General features: G+C 53.5%; 17 protein-coding genes and 2 tRNA genes. 14 read left to right on the forward strand and 5 right to left on the reverse strand.

Going from position 1 to position 17,071, the window contains the following annotated elements; genetic code table 11:
- Positions 1 to 94 precede the first annotated feature (94 nt).
- The 4 genes from rplU to cgtA all read left to right on the forward strand — a co-directional run bounded on the left by rplU (position 95) and on the right by cgtA (position 2,935).
- A complete protein-coding gene (rplU, locus tag DD606_RS01105; RefSeq protein WP_003025032.1) occupies positions 95 to 406 on the forward strand; it encodes a 50S ribosomal protein L21 in 312 nt (103 codons plus the stop codon).
- A 19-nt stretch (positions 407 to 425) separates the two neighbouring features.
- On the forward strand, positions 426 to 683 hold the full coding sequence (gene rpmA / locus DD606_RS01110) for a 50S ribosomal protein L27 (RefSeq protein WP_003861831.1): 258 nt from the start codon (positions 426 to 428) through the stop codon (positions 681 to 683).
- A gap of 95 nt (positions 684 to 778) precedes the next feature.
- On the forward strand, positions 779 to 1,744 hold the full coding sequence (locus DD606_RS01115; RefSeq protein WP_003861826.1) for a DMT family transporter: 966 nt from the start codon (positions 779 to 781) through the stop codon (positions 1,742 to 1,744).
- 15 nt (positions 1,745 to 1,759) lie between these two features.
- Positions 1,760 to 2,935, forward strand: a complete 1,176-nt coding sequence (cgtA, locus tag DD606_RS01120; RefSeq protein ID WP_045894973.1) for an Obg family GTPase CgtA — start codon at positions 1,760 to 1,762, stop codon at positions 2,933 to 2,935.
- 33 nt (positions 2,936 to 2,968) lie between these two features.
- On the opposite strand, the gene pmrB is transcribed toward cgtA, so the two are convergent.
- Genes pmrB through dacB form a run of 3 tightly spaced genes read right to left on the reverse strand, consistent with a single transcriptional unit; the run spans position 2,969 to position 6,107 of the window.
- Complete coding sequence (gene pmrB / locus DD606_RS01125; protein ID WP_032660489.1) at positions 2,969 to 4,012, reverse strand: two-component system sensor histidine kinase PmrB; 1,044 nt, start codon at positions 4,010 to 4,012, stop codon at positions 2,969 to 2,971.
- Positions 4,009 to 4,671, reverse strand: coding sequence for a two-component system response regulator PmrA (gene pmrA / locus DD606_RS01130; protein ID WP_003861819.1), 663 nt, complete (start codon positions 4,669 to 4,671; stop codon positions 4,009 to 4,011). Before pmrA ends, pmrB begins: the two co-directional genes overlap by 4 nt.
- A gap of 2 nt (positions 4,672 to 4,673) precedes the next feature.
- Positions 4,674 to 6,107 carry a serine-type D-Ala-D-Ala carboxypeptidase gene (gene dacB / locus DD606_RS01135; RefSeq protein WP_003861817.1) on the reverse strand — a complete coding sequence of 478 codons (1,434 nt, stop codon included), beginning with the start codon at positions 6,105 to 6,107 and terminating at the stop codon, positions 4,674 to 4,676.
- A 228-nt stretch (positions 6,108 to 6,335) separates the two neighbouring features.
- Between dacB and greA the strand changes: the two genes are divergently transcribed.
- Positions 6,336 to 6,812, forward strand: coding sequence for a transcription elongation factor GreA (greA, locus tag DD606_RS01140; RefSeq protein WP_006812122.1), 477 nt, complete (start codon positions 6,336 to 6,338; stop codon positions 6,810 to 6,812).
- Between the two features lie 151 nt (positions 6,813 to 6,963).
- Here the strand turns inward: greA and yhbY are convergent, their stop codons facing one another.
- On the reverse strand, positions 6,964 to 7,257 hold the full coding sequence (yhbY, locus tag DD606_RS01145; RefSeq protein WP_003861814.1) for a ribosome assembly RNA-binding protein YhbY: 294 nt from the start codon (positions 7,255 to 7,257) through the stop codon (positions 6,964 to 6,966).
- A gap of 127 nt (positions 7,258 to 7,384) precedes the next feature.
- Here yhbY and rlmE point away from each other — a divergent pair, with 127 nt between their 5' ends.
- From rlmE to DD606_RS01175, 6 genes are all read left to right on the forward strand, one after another.
- A complete protein-coding gene (gene rlmE / locus DD606_RS01150) occupies positions 7,385 to 8,011 on the forward strand; it encodes a 23S rRNA (uridine(2552)-2'-O)-methyltransferase RlmE (protein ID WP_003861812.1) in 627 nt (208 codons plus the stop codon).
- 102 nt (positions 8,012 to 8,113) lie between these two features.
- Positions 8,114 to 10,048, forward strand: coding sequence for an ATP-dependent zinc metalloprotease FtsH (gene ftsH, locus DD606_RS01155; protein WP_003861810.1), 1,935 nt, complete (start codon positions 8,114 to 8,116; stop codon positions 10,046 to 10,048).
- Between the two features lie 98 nt (positions 10,049 to 10,146).
- A complete protein-coding gene (gene folP, locus DD606_RS01160) occupies positions 10,147 to 10,995 on the forward strand; it encodes a dihydropteroate synthase (RefSeq protein WP_129258083.1) in 849 nt (282 codons plus the stop codon).
- A complete protein-coding gene (gene glmM, locus DD606_RS01165; protein WP_003861804.1) occupies positions 10,988 to 12,325 on the forward strand; it encodes a phosphoglucosamine mutase in 1,338 nt (445 codons plus the stop codon). Before folP ends, glmM begins: the two co-directional genes overlap by 8 nt.
- 222 nt (positions 12,326 to 12,547) lie before the next feature.
- A complete protein-coding gene (secG, locus tag DD606_RS01170; protein WP_003861803.1) occupies positions 12,548 to 12,880 on the forward strand; it encodes a preprotein translocase subunit SecG in 333 nt (110 codons plus the stop codon).
- A 9-nt stretch (positions 12,881 to 12,889) separates the two neighbouring features.
- Positions 12,890 to 12,976 (forward strand) — tRNA-Leu (locus DD606_RS01175).
- A 187-nt stretch (positions 12,977 to 13,163) separates the two neighbouring features.
- Here the strand turns inward: DD606_RS01175 and argG are convergent.
- A complete protein-coding gene (gene argG, locus DD606_RS01180) occupies positions 13,164 to 14,510 on the reverse strand; it encodes an argininosuccinate synthase (RefSeq protein WP_022649518.1) in 1,347 nt (448 codons plus the stop codon).
- 286 nt (positions 14,511 to 14,796) lie between these two features.
- Between argG and DD606_RS01185 the strand changes: the two genes are divergently transcribed.
- The 3 genes from DD606_RS01185 (at position 14,797) to nusA (ending at position 17,064) form a co-directional block, all read left to right on the forward strand.
- Positions 14,797 to 14,873: transfer RNA gene (locus DD606_RS01185), tRNA-Met, on the forward strand.
- A gap of 207 nt (positions 14,874 to 15,080) precedes the next feature.
- Positions 15,081 to 15,533 carry a ribosome maturation factor RimP gene (gene rimP / locus DD606_RS01190; RefSeq protein WP_014833432.1) on the forward strand — a complete coding sequence of 151 codons (453 nt, stop codon included), beginning with the start codon at positions 15,081 to 15,083 and terminating at the stop codon, positions 15,531 to 15,533.
- 28 nt (positions 15,534 to 15,561) lie between these two features.
- Positions 15,562 to 17,064: a transcription termination factor NusA gene (nusA, locus tag DD606_RS01195; protein ID WP_003861798.1), complete on the forward strand. Its 1,503-nt coding sequence runs from the start codon at positions 15,562 to 15,564 to the stop codon at positions 17,062 to 17,064.
- Positions 17,065 to 17,071: the final 7 nt, after the last annotated feature.

The following is a 17,071-nucleotide window of genomic DNA, read 5'->3' on the forward strand; positions in this document are numbered from 1 at the left end:
AAAGGCTCGCATTTTGCGTAATATTCGCGCCCTATTGTGAATATTTATAGCGCACTCTGAATCATACGAGGATGTGCGCGGAAGCGGAGTTTATATGTACGCGGTTTTCCAAAGTGGTGGTAAACAACACCGAGTAAGCGAAGGTCAGACCGTTCGCCTGGAAAAGCTGGACATCGCAACTGGCGAATCTGTTGAGTTCGCTGAAGTTCTGATGATCGCAAACGGTGAAGAAGTCAAAATCGGCGTTCCTTTCGTTGATGGCGGCGTTATCAAAGCTGAAGTTGTTGCTCACGGTCGTGGCGAGAAAGTTAAAATCGTTAAGTTTCGTCGTCGTAAACACTATCGTAAGCAGCAGGGCCACCGTCAGTGGTTCACTGATGTGAAAATTACTGGCATCAGCGCCTAAGACCTGAGGAGAGATTTAAATGGCACATAAAAAGGCTGGCGGCTCCACACGTAACGGTCGCGATTCAGAAGCTAAACGCCTGGGCGTTAAGCGTTTCGGTGGCGAATCCGTTCTGGCGGGTAGCATCATCGTTCGTCAGCGTGGCACCAAGTTCCACGCGGGTACCAACGTAGGTTGCGGTCGTGACCACACTCTGTTTGCTAAAGCAGACGGTAAAGTGAAATTTGAAGTTAAAGGCCCGAACAACCGTAAATACATCAGCATCGTTGCTGAGTAAGGTTTTCTCGGTCCGGTAACGGATTAAAGCCCCGCAACGTGTTGCGGGGCTTTTTACATTGGAAACCCGGAAAATTTTCTGTAGGGAAAACGGGCATGAAGCAGCAGGCCGGCATTGGTATTCTTTTGGCGCTCACTACCGCAATGTGCTGGGGTGCGCTGCCAATTGCAATGAAGCAGGTACTGGAAGTCATGGAGCCACCGACGGTGGTGTTTTATCGCTTCCTGATGGCAAGCATAGGCCTGGGCGCCATTCTGGCCGTCAAAGGTAAGCTGCCACCGCTGCGCATCTTTCGAAAACCGCGTTGGCTGGTGTTACTGGCTATCGCGACGGGCGGTCTGTTCGGTAACTTCATTCTGTTCAGCTCTTCCCTGCAATATCTTAGCCCTACAGCGTCGCAGGTGATTGGTCAGCTTTCACCGGTCGGCATGATGGTCGCCAGCGTATTCATCCTCAAGGAGAAGATGCGCGGCACGCAGATCATCGGGGCAAGTATGCTGCTTTGCGGGCTGGTGATGTTCTTTAACACCAGCCTGATTGAGATTTTTACCCGCCTGACGGATTACACCTGGGGTGTCATTTTTGGGGTGGGCGCAGCAACGGTCTGGGTGAGTTATGGCGTCGCGCAAAAGGTGTTATTGCGCCGTCTTGCCTCACAGCAGATCCTCTTTTTGCTGTACACTTTGTGTACACTGGCATTATTGCCTTTAGCGAAGCCGGGTGTAATTACCCAGCTCAGCGACTGGCAACTGGCGTGCCTCATTTTTTGTGGGCTGAATACGCTGGTCGGTTATGGCGCGCTGGCTGAAGCCATGGCGCGCTGGCAGGCAGCACAGGTGAGCGCCTTAATCACGCTTACCCCGCTGTTTACGCTGTTATTTTCAGATTTGTTATCAATGGCCTGGCCCGATGTCTTCGTCAAGCCGATGCTCAACCTGTTGGGTTATCTCGGTGCGTTTGTCGTGGTTGCGGGCGCGATGTATTCCGCCATTGGTCATCGTCTCTGGGGGCGTTGGCGCAAAAATGAAGCGGTTGTAATAGTCCCCCGCTCAGGCGAATGAGTTACGGAGAGTAAAATGAAGTTTGTTGATGAAGCGACGATCCTGGTCGTGGCAGGTGATGGCGGTAACGGTTGTGTAAGCTTCCGCCGTGAAAAATATATTCCTCGTGGCGGTCCTGACGGCGGTGACGGTGGGGACGGTGGCGACGTGTGGCTGGAGGCGGATGAAAACCTCAACACGCTGATCGACTACCGTTTCGAAAAATCTTTCCGCGCCGAGCGTGGCCAGAACGGCCAGAGCCGCGACTGTACCGGTAAACGCGGTAAAGACGTGACGATCAAAGTGCCGGTGGGTACGCGTATCATCGATCAGGGTACGGGCGAAACCATGGGTGATATGACCAAACACGGTCAGCGCCTGATGGTGGCCAAAGGCGGCTGGCACGGTCTGGGTAACAGCCGTTTCAAATCGTCCGTTAACCGTACCCCGCGTCAGAAAACCATGGGTACCCCAGGTGATAAGCGCGACCTGCAACTGGAACTGATGCTGCTGGCGGATGTGGGGATGCTGGGCATGCCAAACGCCGGTAAATCGACGTTTATCCGTGCGGTCTCTGCGGCGAAACCAAAAGTGGCAGATTATCCGTTTACGACGCTGGTACCGAGCCTGGGCGTTGTCCGTATGGATAACGAGAAGAGCTTCGTGGTCGCTGACATCCCGGGTCTGATTGAAGGGGCAGCAGAAGGCGCCGGTCTGGGTATTCGCTTCCTGAAGCACCTTGAGCGTTGCCGCGTACTGTTGCACCTCATCGACATCGATCCAATCGACGGTTCCGATCCGGTTGAAAACGCTCGTATCATTATCGGCGAGCTGGAGAAATACAGTGAAAAACTGGCGCAAAAACCGCGCTGGCTGGTATTCAACAAGATCGACCTGATGGACAAAGCGGAAGCTGAAGCGAAAGCTAAAGCGATTGCCGAAGCGATGGGTTGGGAAGATAAGTACTATCTGATCTCTGCCGCCAGCCAGGTTGGCGTGAAAGATCTCTGCTGGGATGTGATGACCTTTATCATCGAGAATCCGGTTGTTCAGGCAGAAGAGGCGAAACAGCCTGAAAAAGTCGAATTCATGTGGGATGACTACCACCGCCAGCAGCTCGAAGAGCTGGAAGCGGAAGAAGATGATGAAGACTGGGACGATGACTGGGATGAAGACGACGAAGAAGGCGTCGAGTTCATCTACAAGCACTAACCCCTGTATAAAGCCCCTTAACGGGGCTTTTTTTTATCCTATTTTCGTCGGTAACCAACAGCTGGCGATGAGGCCGCCCTCAGCGCCGTTCTCCAGCGTTAAATGACCATGATGGAGCTGTACGATACGCTGTACGATGCTCAGCCCAAGGCCGCTGCCGCCGTAGCGCTGGTCGAGACGTCGGAAAGGTTCGGTGATCGACTGGCGGTGCGCCTCATCAATACCCGGCCCCTGATCGGTAACGCTCACCCGGGTACCCCCCTCCGTCGCTGTTAATGCCACTTCAATGGTTGTGCCTGCCGGGCTGTAACGGGCGGCATTCTCCAGAAGGTTCCTTAGCATCAGACGTAACAGGACGGCGTCCCCCTGTACCGTCAGCGTGCTGTGGGCCGGCCATATTACCGTATGCTCTTTGGCTTCATGCTCCAGGCTAAGCGGAGCAATGATCGACTCAGTCCAGTTCACGGTATCGTAATGGCCGCTGGCCATCGCCTGTCCGGCACGCGCCAGCATCAGCAGCTGTTCCACCGTGTGCATCAGCTGATCGATCCGGTTTATCAGTGGCGTGGCCTGCGGGGAACCGGACTGAGCCATCAGTTCCAGATGGAGCCTAATCCCCGCCAGCGGCGTACGTAACTCGTGTGCCGCATCGGCGGTAAACAGGCGTTCCTGTTGAATAGTGTGGTCCAGCCGGGCGAGGAGTTGGTTGAGGGACGTGGTTACTGCGCCTATCTCTTCCATATCAGAATACATCGGCAGGGGAGTCAGATTATCCGCCGAACGGTTCGCAAGGCTGGCGCGAAGTTTGTTGAGTGGTCGGGTGATCCATGTGACTGCCCAGAATGAGAAGAGCAGGGTAAAACCGACCATCACCAGTGAAGGGACCAGCAGGGAGGCAATGGCTTCGCGGATCTCTTTTTCGACATGGTTGTTGCGTGCTTTAGCGGACAACGTTTCGTTCACCAGAAAACCGATCTGCTCGCGGCTCTCATGCCACAGCCAGACTACGCTAATGAGTTGAAAAAATAGCAGAATAACCGCCAGCAACACCATTAATCGCCGGCGCATACTGTTCATTTCTGGCTCTCCAGACGGTAACCCACGCCGCGTACGGTTTTGATGCGATCTTTACCGAGCTTGCGGCGCAGATTATGAATATGAACTTCAAGCGTGTTTGATCCTGGATCGTCCTGCCAGGAGTAGATGTCCTGTTGCAGCGTTTCACGGTGCACGGTCTGCCCGCTGCGCATGATCAGGCGCGTCAGCAGAGCGAACTCTTTTGGGGTCACTTCCACAGGCTGAGACTGGCGCAGCACCTGCTGAGTTTGCAGATTGAGGGTAATATCCCCGTCCGTCAGCAGGTTGTCGCTGTGGCCCTGATAGCGGCGGATCAACGCCCGTACGCGAGCCTGTAGCTCGGCAAGGGCGAAGGGTTTTACCAGATAATCGTCAGCGCCAGAATCAAGCCCGTTAATTCTGTCTTCAATGGCATCGCGGGCGGTGAGAATCAATACGGGATTCTCCACTCCGCGACGACGCCACTGGCAGAGCAGCGTCGCGCCGTCTTTATCCGGCAGTCCCAAATCCAGGATCACCAGGCTGTATTCACCGCTCTGGATCAGGGCATCTGCTTCAGCGGCCGTGGCGGCACAATCCAGGGCGTAGCCCTCATTGCCCAGCGCCAGCGCTAACCCTTCCTGCAATAACAGATCGTCTTCAACTATCAGTAGTTTCATCGCTAGTTATTCTGGTAGATGTCCTTATAGAGCCTGCTTTCGAAACGTACCAGTGGAATACGGCGATTGCGCTGGTCAGCCGGTTCGACGGCATAGCCGGAAAGATACTGCACAAATGCCATGCGTTGTCCGCTGGCGGTCGTGATGAAACCGGCAAGGTTGTAAACGCCTTGCAGGGAACCCGTTTTGGCTGAAACTTTGCCATCCACGCCCGCAGCGTGAAGGCCCGCGCGGTACTGAAGAGAGCCGTCGTGTCCGGCAAGCGGCAGCATCGTAATAAAGTTTAGCTCAGCGTCATGCTGAGCAATGTACTGCAACACCTGCATCATGGTGGCCGGCGAGATCAGGTTATGACGCGATAAACCGGAACCATCAACGGCGATCGTATTGCCCAGATCGATACCCGCCTGCTGGCGCAGGATCTGACGTACGGCATCAGAACCGGCCCGCCAGGTGCCCGGCACACCAAAGCGCGCGTGCCCGATCATGCGGAATACCGTGTCGGCAATCATGTTATCCGACTTTTTCAGCATAATCTTAAGCAAATCATGCAGTGGCGCGGACTGTTTGCTGGCAATCACCGTGCCTGGCTCATTCACCTGCGTCTGGCGCAGCAGCGTTCCGGTGTAGGTTATGCCCGCCTGCTTCAGTTCATCTTTAAAAATGGCACCGGCATAACCTGCGCCATCCTGAATGGCAAAGGCCAGCGGGAGTGGATCGGCCCGCTGGGTCAGGCAGCCGGTGAGCGTATAGCGGTTGAGATCGCCCGGTACCACGTCCAGCTCGCAATACTGTGCCTCCGGGGAGCCTTTCGCCAGCGTCCGCACCTGGCTGAACATCGTGACCGGGTAGTAAGACGCCACGCGGATAAACGCTAAGTCATTTGGTTTTGGCGCGCTGTAAAGCGATACGGAGAAGCAGTTACGGTCAACGATGGCGGCGGCTGGCGGGGCGCTAAAACACTGCGTCATGTCGTTCCATGGCCAGCCAGGCGCTTTATCGTGGCTGGCGAAAATGGAGGTGTCGATCAGCACGTTGCCATCAATTTTTGTTACGCCGGATTTTTTCAGTACCGCCACCATGTTGCGGACATCCTGGCGCTTAAAGGTGGGATCGCCACCAAAACGGGCGATAAGATCGCCTTTCAGTTCGCCACCCTCAACGTTACCTCTGGTTTCAAGGGTGGTAGTAAAACGGAAGTCAGGCCCGAGCTGGAGCAGAGCGGCGAGGGCGGTGATCACCTTCTGGGTACTGGCAGGCAGCGCCATCTGTTGACTGTGATAGTCAATCTCGGGAGCCTGCGCGCCAACCTTCTGCACCATCAGGGCAAGGTTCGCGCCGGCGGGCAGTTGATTAATGTACTCATCAACATTCGCGGCCTGAACGGTGAACGTTATACTGGTAGTCAATCCGATGATAAAACTGGAAAATCGCATAATCTCGCGCTAACAACCCGAAAACAAACCGTCATACTACGGTGCATGGCACTGTAAAGTAAACGATGACCCATAGTGAACTTCGCGGTAAAATGCGTATCAAATTGAAAAATTGCTGCTGACCTGGGGCGTTGCTCCCGGGTCGGTTTTCTTTTTGCTTCTGGCCTGTTCAGGTGGGCTGGAGCAGGGAACACTGCTCCCAACAGGAATGTTTAAGAGGTATAACAAATGCAAGCTATTCCGATGACCTTACGTGGTGCCGAAAAACTGCGCGAAGAGCTGGATTTTCTGAAATCCGTGCGTCGCCCTGAAATCATCGCCGCTATCGCGGAAGCGCGTGAGCATGGCGACCTGAAAGAGAATGCTGAATACCACGCGGCGCGTGAGCAGCAGGGTTTCTGTGAGGGGCGCATTAAAGATATCGAGGCGAAACTGTCTAACGCGCAGGTTATTGATATCACCAAAATGCCAAATAATGGCCGTGTTATCTTCGGTTCTACCGTCAGCGTCCTGAATCTGGACAACGACGAAGAGCAGACCTATCGCATCGTGGGTGATGATGAAGCGGACTTCAAACAGAACCTGATTTCGGTGAACTCGCCAATTGCTCGTGGCCTGATTGGCAAAGAGCAGGACGATGTGGTCACCATCCGCACCCCTGGTGGTGAAGTAGAATACGAAATTATTAAGGTTGAATATCTGTAATTCGCTTCTCTACTAAGATGTTGATACATTGTAAAGAAAAGAAAAAGGCCGCATAGCGGCCTTTTATCAACTCAAGGAGCATGGCATTTTGCTCGCCTGCTGAAAGAAATCCCTCGTTTCACACAGAAAATGTGTTCGATTCAGGATATCCTTAACGTGGCAGCGAGATTTTGCGCTCTTTAGATGGGCGATAGAGCACCAGCGTTTTACCGATGACCTGTACATTACAGGCGCCGGTTTCGCGCACGATGGCTTCCACGATCAGGTTTTTTGTGTCTCTGTCTTCAGAGGCGATTTTCACCTTGATCAGCTCGTGGTGTTCCAGCGCTTGTTCAATCTCGGCAAGCACCCCTTCGGTCAAACCATTGTTGCCAAGCATCACTACAGGCTTGAGCGGATGTGCCAGACCTTTAAGGTGCTGTTTTTGTTTAGTACTCAGATTCATCGTATATTTTTGCTTACGTTGGGATTGAAAACGGTTCATTCTACCGCCATCTCCCTAATATCGCCAAATAGCTGCGTAGAAATTTACGTCACAGGCAAGCAACGATGAACCAGGACGGAAATGTTAAATGACAGGTAAAAAGCGTTCTGCCAGCTCCAGCCGCTGGCTTCAGGAACACTTTAGCGATAAATATGTTCAACAGGCGCAGAAAAAGGGGTTGCGTTCCCGCGCCTGGTTTAAACTTGATGAAATACAGCAAAGTGACAAACTTTTTAAACCGGGAATGACGGTGGTCGACCTCGGTGCGGCACCTGGCGGGTGGTCCCAGTATGCGGTTACGCAGATCGGCGGAACGGGCCGAATCATCGCATGCGATCTTTTACCAATGGATCCCATCGTCGGTGTCGACTTCCTTCAGGGCGACTTTCGTGATGAATTAGTGCTTAAAGCATTACTTGATCGTGTAGGTGACAGTAAGGTCCAGGTTGTCATGTCGGATATGGCGCCAAATATGTGTGGAACACCGGCGGTGGATATCCCCCGCGCCATGTATCTGGTGGAACTAGCGTTAGAAATGTGTCGTGATGTACTAGCGCCTGGTGGTAGTTTTGTTGTGAAGGTGTTTCAGGGCGAAGGTTTCGAGGAGTATCTTAAGGAAATTCGCTCCCTGTTTGCGAAGGTTAAAGTTCGTAAGCCGGACTCTTCCCGGGCCCGTTCCCGTGAAGTGTATATTGTAGCGACCGGGCGAAAATGATAACCGGGAGATTTCAGACGAAAGTTTGAATGAAACTGGATATAGAGTATCCTGACGCTGTTTTTAACACAGTTGTAATATGAGGTTAATCCCTTGAGTGACATGGCGAAAAACCTAATACTCTGGCTGGTCATTGCCGTTGTGCTGATGTCAGTATTCCAGAGCTTTGGGCCCAGCGAGTCGAATGGCCGCAAGGTGGATTATTCTACCTTCCTGCAAGAGGTCAATCAGGACCAGGTTCGCGAAGCGCGTATCAACGGACGTGAGATCAACGTTACCAAGAAAGATAGTAACCGTTACACGACTTACATCCCGGTGAACGATCCTAAGCTGCTTGATAACCTTCTGACCAAAAACGTCAAAGTGGTAGGCGAGCCGCCGGAAGAACCAAGCCTGCTGGCTTCTATCTTCATTTCCTGGTTCCCGATGCTGCTTCTTATCGGCGTCTGGATCTTCTTTATGCGCCAGATGCAGGGCGGTGGTGGCAAAGGTGCCATGTCGTTCGGTAAGAGCAAGGCGCGTATGCTGACGGAAGACCAGATCAAGACTACGTTTGCTGACGTAGCAGGTTGTGACGAAGCAAAAGAAGAGGTGGGTGAACTGGTTGAATACCTACGCGAGCCGAGCCGTTTCCAGAAACTGGGCGGTAAGATCCCGAAAGGCGTCCTGATGGTCGGCCCTCCGGGTACCGGTAAAACCCTGCTGGCAAAAGCCATCGCGGGTGAAGCGAAGGTGCCGTTCTTTACTATTTCAGGTTCTGACTTCGTTGAAATGTTCGTGGGTGTCGGTGCATCTCGTGTGCGTGACATGTTCGAGCAGGCTAAGAAGGCAGCACCGTGCATCATCTTCATCGATGAAATCGACGCCGTAGGCCGCCAGCGTGGCGCAGGCCTGGGTGGTGGTCACGATGAACGTGAGCAGACGCTGAACCAGATGCTGGTTGAGATGGACGGCTTCGAAGGTAACGAAGGTATCATCGTTATCGCGGCAACTAACCGTCCGGACGTACTTGACCCTGCGCTGCTGCGTCCAGGCCGTTTCGACCGCCAGGTTGTGGTCGGTCTGCCGGATGTTCGCGGTCGTGAACAGATTCTGAAAGTGCATATGCGTCGCGTACCGCTGGCGCCAGATATCGACGCGGCAATCATCGCGCGTGGTACTCCAGGCTTCTCCGGTGCGGATCTGGCTAACCTGGTCAACGAAGCAGCCCTGTTTGCCGCTCGCGGTAACAAGCGCGTGGTGTCCATGGTGGAATTTGAGAAAGCGAAAGACAAAATCATGATGGGTGCGGAACGTCGCTCCATGGTGATGACGGAAGCGCAGAAAGAGTCCACGGCATATCACGAAGCGGGCCACGCGATTATCGGTCGTCTGGTGCCGGAACACGATCCGGTACACAAGGTGACGATCATTCCACGCGGTCGTGCGCTGGGTGTGACCTTCTTCCTGCCTGAAGGCGACGCGATCAGCGCCAGCCGTCAGAAGCTGGAAAGCCAGATTTCAACCCTGTACGGCGGTCGTCTGGCTGAAGAGATTATCTACGGTGCGGAACATGTTTCCACCGGTGCGTCGAACGATATTAAAGTGGCGACAAACCTGGCGCGTAACATGGTGACTCAGTGGGGCTTCTCCGATAAACTCGGTCCGCTGCTGTATGCAGAGGAAGAGGGCGAGGTGTTCCTGGGCCGCTCCGTGGCAAAAGCGAAACATATGTCCGATGAAACGGCACGTATCATCGACCAGGAAGTGAAAGCGCTGATTGAACGTAACTACGCTCGCGCCCGTCAGATCCTGAACGACAATATGGACATCCTGCATTCGATGAAAGATGCGCTCATGAAATATGAGACCATCGATGCACCACAGATTGACGACCTGATGGCGCGCCGCGAAGTGCGTCCGCCGGCAGGCTGGGAAGACCCAGGCGCGTCTAACAATTCTGACAACAATGGCACCCCGCGTGCGCCGCGTCCGGTCGATGAACCGCGTACGCCAAACCCGGGCAACACCATGTCAGAGCAGTTAGGCGACAAGTAAGTCACTGCTGTTGAAGCGTTTGTCTGTATCTCAAACCCTGGAGCTTGCTCCGGGGTTTTTCTTATCTGTTTAACCACATTAATCCCAGGGACTTCACCATGAAACTATTCGCCCAGGACTCGCATCTCGACCTTTCACATCCCCATGTGATGGGGATCCTGAATGTCACGCCTGATTCCTTCTCTGACGGCGGCACGCATAATTCGCTTATCGACGCGGTTAAACACGCGAATTTAATGATTAACGCGGGTGCCACCATCATTGACGTTGGAGGGGAGTCAACGCGGCCTGGCGCGGCGGAGGTTTCGGTGGAAGAAGAGCTGGCGCGCGTGGTGCCGGTGGTGGAGGCTATCGCCCGGCGCTTTGAAGTGTGGATCTCTGTTGATACCTCCAAACCCGAAGTGATCCGTGAAGTGGCGAGAGTGGGCGCTCACATTATCAATGATATCCGCTCGCTGACCGAGCCGGGCGCGATTGAAGCCGCCGCAGAAACCGGGCTACCGGTGTGTCTGATGCATATGCAGGGCCAGCCTAAGACAATGCAGGAGGCGCCAAAATATGAAGACGTGTTTGCCGACGTCACCCGCTTCTTTATTGAGCATATCGAACGCTGTGAACGTGCGGGTATCGCAAAAGAGAAATTGCTGCTCGACCCGGGCTTCGGTTTCGGTAAAAATCTCTCACACAATTACGCGTTGCTTGCGCGCTTATCAGAGTTTCATCAGTTCGGCCTGCCACTGCTGGTGGGAATGTCGAGAAAATCGATGATTGGTCAGTTGTTGAATGTCGGGCCGAGCGAACGTCTGAGCGGCAGTCTGGCCTGCGCGGTGATTGCCGCGATGCAAGGTGCACACATCATTCGCGTCCATGACGTAAAAAAAACAGTAGAAGCCATGCGTGTGGTGGAAGCCACACTGGCAGCGAAGGAAAACAAACGCTATGAGTAATCGTAAATATTTTGGTACCGATGGCATCCGTGGGCGCGTAGGCGATGCGCCAATTACCCCTGACTTTGTCCTGAAGCTGGGCTGGGCAGCGGGGAAAGTGCTGGCGCGTCATGGCTCCCGTAAGATCATTATTGGTAAAGATACCCGTATTTCGGGTTATATGCTGGAATCCGCGCTGGAAGCCGGGCTGGCGGCGGCGGGGCTTTCTGCTTCCTTTACGGGGCCAATGCCAACTCCTGCTGTTGCCTATCTGACCCGTACCTTCCGTGCGGAAGCGGGCATCGTCATTTCCGCTTCCCATAACCCGTTCTATGACAACGGTATCAAATTCTTCTCCATCGACGGCACTAAACTGCCGGATGACGTGGAAGAGGCGATTGAAGCGGAAATGGAAAAAGAGATCACCTGTGTTGACTCCGCTGAGCTGGGTAAAGCCAACCGTATTGTCGATGCCGCAGGCCGCTACATTGAATTCTGCAAAGGCACTTTCCCGAATGAACTGAGCCTGGCACACCTCAAAATTGTGGTGGACTGTGCAAACGGTGCGACTTACCACATTGCGCCGAATGTGTTCCGCGAGCTGGGTGCGAAAGTGATCACTATCGGCTGCGAGCCGGACGGTCTGAACATCAACGAAGAAGTTGGCGCGACAGACGTGCGTGCCTTGCAAGCGCGTGTCCTGGCTGAAAAGGCCGATCTGGGTATTGCCCTGGATGGCGATGGTGACCGTGTGATCATGGTTGATCACGAAGGTAACAAGGTCGATGGCGATCAGATCCTCTACATCATTGCGCGTGAAGGCCTGCGTCAGGGGCAACTGCGCGGTGGCGCGGTGGGCACTTTGATGAGCAATATGGGTCTGGAGCTGGCGCTGAAACAGCTGGGCATCCCGTTTGTTCGTGCGAAAGTGGGTGACCGCTACGTGCTGGAAAAACTCCAGGAGAAAGGCTGGCGTATTGGCGCGGAAAACTCCGGCCACGTGATCCTGCTCGATAAAACCACCACCGGTGACGGCATTGTGGCGGCGCTTCAGGTTGTTGCCGCGATGGCGCGTAACCATATGAGCCTGCACGATCTGTGCAGCGGCATGAAAATGTTCCCGCAGATCCTGGTCAACGTGCGTTTCACCGCGGGTAAAGGTGACCCGCTGGAAAATGATAACGTGAAAGCGGTGATGGCAGAGGTGGAAGCGACGCTTGGCAGCCGTGGGCGCGTCCTGCTGCGTAAGTCGGGTACCGAGCCGCTGATCCGCGTGATGGTGGAAGGCGAAGACGAAGCGCAGGTGACTGAATTTGCGCACCGCATTGCGGATGCAGTCAAAGCTGCATAATCTTTCAGAATAAGTGTTTAAAAAGGCGGCGTTTGCCGCCTTTGTTTTAAACAATTAATGGCTTTTTGCTGTTTTTTTCCGCAGTTGATACAATGCCTCGAAAATGCCCTTGCGAAGGTGATTCGCTTTGGTTAGTATTCACACCCGCTTCAGTGGGAAACAAAATCCTGCTAATTGGTCGAAGCATTGGTATGCGGCAAATCCGCAAGGAACAGGTTGATTATGTACGAAGCTCTTTTAGTTATTTTCCTTATTGTAGCCATCGCTCTCGTAGCGCTGATTATGCTACAGCAAGGTAAAGGCGCTGATATGGGAGCCTCCTTCGGAGCAGGCGCTTCCGGTACGCTGTTCGGTTCAAGTGGTTCTGCGAACTTCATGACCCGCACGACGGCGATTCTGGCTACGCTGTTCTTCATTATCAGCCTGGTGCTGGGCAATATCAACAGCAACAAGACCAGTAAAGGAAGCGAGTGGGAAAATCTGAGCGCGCCAGCAAAAACTGAGCAAACTCAGCCAGCTGCACCGGCTAAGCCAACCAGCGATATCCCGCAGTAAGTATTCCGTACCGAGGTGGTGGAATTGGTAGACACGCTACCTTGAGGTGGTAGTGCCCTAACGGGCTTGTGGGTTCGAGTCCCATCCTCGGTACCAATATTCCAGAAGAAAGACGTCGCAAGACGTCTTTTTTTTCGTCTTTATATTCTGTGTTTCCGATCTATTGTAGGGCGGGTAAGCGCAGCGCCACCCGCCGTTTTGCCCGGTGGCGCTGCGCTTACCGGGCCTACGAAGACCACAAAAAAGGCGCCCATTGGGCGCCTTTTGCATGTCTTGCTGTCGATTACTTCTTATCGCTGTGTTCCAGGTTCTCAACCTGCGGCAGACCATTACCGGAATTCGCGGAGAGCAGGCCATTCTCAACATAGTTGAACAGCTTCTCACGGGTATCGGTGATGTCCAGGTTACGCATGGTCAGCTGGCCAATACGATCGTCCGGAGAGAATACTGACTCACCTTTCTCCATGGTCAGACGCTCTGCTTTATAGGTCAGGTTGTCAGACACGGTGTTCAGGATGGAGTAGTCGTTACCGCGACGCAGTTCCAGGGTCACTTCGCCGGTGATGGCGCTTGCCACCCAACGTTGCAGGGCGTCACGCAGCATCAGCGCCTGTGGATCAAACCAGCGACCCTGATACAGCAGTTTGCCCAGCTGACGGCCATGAGCGTGATACTGCTCAATGGTGTCTTCGTTGTGAATACCGGTCAGCAGACGCTCATAAGCGATGTGCAGCAGCGCCATCCCTGGAGCTTCGTAAATGCCGCGGCTTTTTGCTTCGATGATACGGTTTTCGATCTGATCGCTCATACCCAGCCCGTGACGACCGCCGATGCGGTTTGCTTCCAGCATCAGTTCAACATCGTCGGAGAACGTTTTACCGTTCAGGGCAACCGGATGACCACGTTCGAAACGCACGGTCACTTCTTCCGCCGGGATCTTCACGTTCTCATCCCAGAACTTCACGCCCATGATCGGGTTAACAATTTTTACGCTGGAGTTCAGGAATTCCAGGTCTTTCGCTTCGTGCGTCGCACCCAGCATGTTGGAGTCGGTTGAGTAGGCTTTCTCAACCGACATCTTGTAGTCAAAGCCGCAGGCAATCATAAACTCAGACATTTCATGACGGCCACCCAGCTCGTCGATGAAGTCGGTATCCAGCCACGGTTTGTAGATCTGCAACTCGGCGTTGGTCAGCAGGCCATAACGATAGAAACGTTCAATATCGTTGCCTTTATAGGTGCTACCGTCCCCCCAGATGTTCACGCCATCTTCTTTCATGGCGGCGACCAGCATAGTGCCGGTGACGGCACGACCCAGCGGGGTGGTATTGAAATAGGTCAGGCCGCCGGTAGTGTTATGGAAAGCACCGCACTGGATCGCGGCAATCCCTTCGGCGACCAGCTGCTTACGGCAGTCGATCAGACGTGCGTTCTCTGCGCCATATTCCATGGCACGACGAGGGATCGCGTCATAATCTTCCTCGTCCGGCTGACCCAGGTTCGCAGTATATGCATAAGGAACCGCTCCCTTCTGGCGCATCCACAGCAGTGCAGCGCTGGTATCCAGGCCGCCAGAAAAAGCGATGCCAATACGTTGTCCTACCGGGAGATGCTTGAGAATCGTCGTCATATAATAAAACCCTGCTTGATTGACTGATTAGAGACCGCTTTCGCTCTCGATGCATGTTTATGCAAAATAAGTGAGTATTCATTTAATCATCTTTTATCGACGACCGAAAGAGACGTGTGCGTTTTTTGTAAAAATTTCCCTTTTATTGCCCTGGCCGAAGTTGGGTTGACAGGTGGGGTCAACTATCAATATACTGAATGCCGATTTTACGTCCCGTCTTCGGTACCAAATCCCAGCATTATTTGCAAATTCTGTCCAAAACGCGTAGAATTTGCCACGTTTCAGGCGCGGGGTGGAGCAGCCTGGTAGCTCGTCGGGCTCATAACCCGAAGGTCGTCGGTTCAAATCCGGCCCCCGCAACCACTTTCCCATAAAGTTCTTTTTCAAATATACTGTGAAGACTTAGAGCCTTCGTAGCTGGATTTGAAAAAATGCTTTCGGAGAGTGCTCCAGGCCACAGTTGTGGCTATAGGGTTCAGTTATCTAAAGCCCCGATTTATCGGGGTTTTTTGTTATCTGACTACAGAATAACTGGGCTTTACGCCCTTTTTTTATGTCTTGGGGGTGGGCTTGTCCACATTAGAGCAAAAATTAACAGAGATGATTACTGCGCCGGTCGAAGCACTGGGCTACGAACTGGTCGGCATCGAATTCGTTCGCGGCCGTACATCCACACTGCGCATCTATATTGATAGTGAAGATGGCATCAATGTTGATGATTGTGCTGATGTCAGCCACCAGGTGAGTGCGGTTCTTGATGTTGAAGATCCGATTACCGTTGCGTACAACCTGGAAGTTTCCTCACCTGGCCTCGATCGTCCGATGTTCACGGCCGAGCACTACGTGCGCTTTACCGGTGAAGAAGTGGCTCTCGTTCTGCGTATGGCCGTACAGAACCGCCGTAAATGGCAGGGAATTATCAAAGCCGTTGATGGTGAAATGATCACGGTGACAGTCGAAGGCAAAGATGAAGTGTTCGCGCTGAGTAATATCCAGAAGGCGAACCTGGTTCCCCACTTTTAACAGTCTGGATTGAGGTGAAAAGCCCGCGATGAACAAAGAAATTTTGGCTGTTGTTGAAGCCGTCTCCAACGAGAAATCACTGCCGCGTGAGAAGATTTTCGAAGCGCTGGAAAGTGCACTGGCTACAGCAACCAAGAAAAAATACGAACAAGAGATCGATGTTCGCGTAGAAATCGATCGTAAAAGCGGTGACTTCGATACATTCCGTCGTTGGGTAATCGTTGAAGAAGTGACCCAACCGACCAAAGAGATCACCCTGGAAGCGGCACGTTTTGAAGACGAAAGTCTGAACGTGGGTGACTACGTTGAAGATCAGATTGAATCTGTTACCTTCGACCGTATCACCACCCAGACCGCGAAGCAGGTTATCGTGCAGAAAGTTCGCGAAGCCGAGCGCGCGCTGGTTGTCGATCAGTTCCGCGATCAGGAAGGCGAAATCATCACTGGCGTGGTGAAGAAAGTGAACCGCGACAACATCTCTCTGGAGATCAAATCCGAAGGGCTGCCGGGTAACGCTGAAGCCGTGATCCTGCGTGAAGACATGCTGCCGCGTGAAAACTTCCGCCCAGGCGACCGTATTCGTGGTGTGCTGTATGCCGTACGTCCTGAAGCGCGTGGTGCACAGCTGTTCGTGACGCGTTCTAAACCAGAAATGCTGGTTGAACTGTTCCGTATCGAAGTGCCGGAAATCGGCGAAGAAGTTATCGAAATCAAAGCGGCGGCCCGCGATCCGGGTTCCCGTGCGAAAATTGCGGTGAAAACCAACGACAAGCGTATCGACCCGGTCGGTGCTTGCGTCGGTATGCGTGGCGCACGTGTTCAGGCGGTTTCTACCGAACTGGGCGGCGAGCGCATTGATATCGTTCTGTGGGACGACAACCCGGCGCAGTTCGTGATCAACGCAATGGCACCGGCTGATGTGGCGTCTATCGTTGTTGACGAAGACAAACACACCATGGATATCGCTGTAGAAGCGGGCAACCTGGCGCAGGCAATTGGCCGTAACGGTCAGAACGTACGTCTGGCGTCACAGCTGAGCGGCTGGGAACTCAACGTGATGACCGTTGATGACCTTCAGGCCAAGCATCAGGCTGAAGCCCACGCGGCGATCGATACCTTCACCAAATACCTGGACATTGACGAAGACTTCGCCACTGTGCTGGTTGAAGAAGGTTTCTCTACGCTGGAAGAACTGGCCTACGTGCCAATGAAAGAGCTGCTGGAAATTGACGGTCTGGATGAACCAACCGTTGAAGCCCTGCGTGAACGCGCTAAAAACGCACTGACCACCCTGGCGCTGGCTCAGGAAGAAAGCCTTGGCGATAAGAAGCCGGCTGATGACCTGCTGAATCTGGAAGGTCTTGATCGTGCGATTGCGTTCAAGCTGGCTGCCCGTGGTGTTTGTACGCTGGAAGATCTCGCTGAGCAAGGCGTTGATGACCTGGCCGATATCGAAGGTTTAACCGACGAGAAAGCCGGCGAACTCATCATGGCCGCACGTAATATTTGCTGGTTCGGCGACGAAGCGTAATAAACTG

Source organism: Enterobacter cloacae complex sp. GF14B (genome assembly GCF_004136805.1).
GTDB lineage: Bacteria > Pseudomonadota > Gammaproteobacteria > Enterobacterales > Enterobacteriaceae > Enterobacter > Enterobacter hormaechei_C.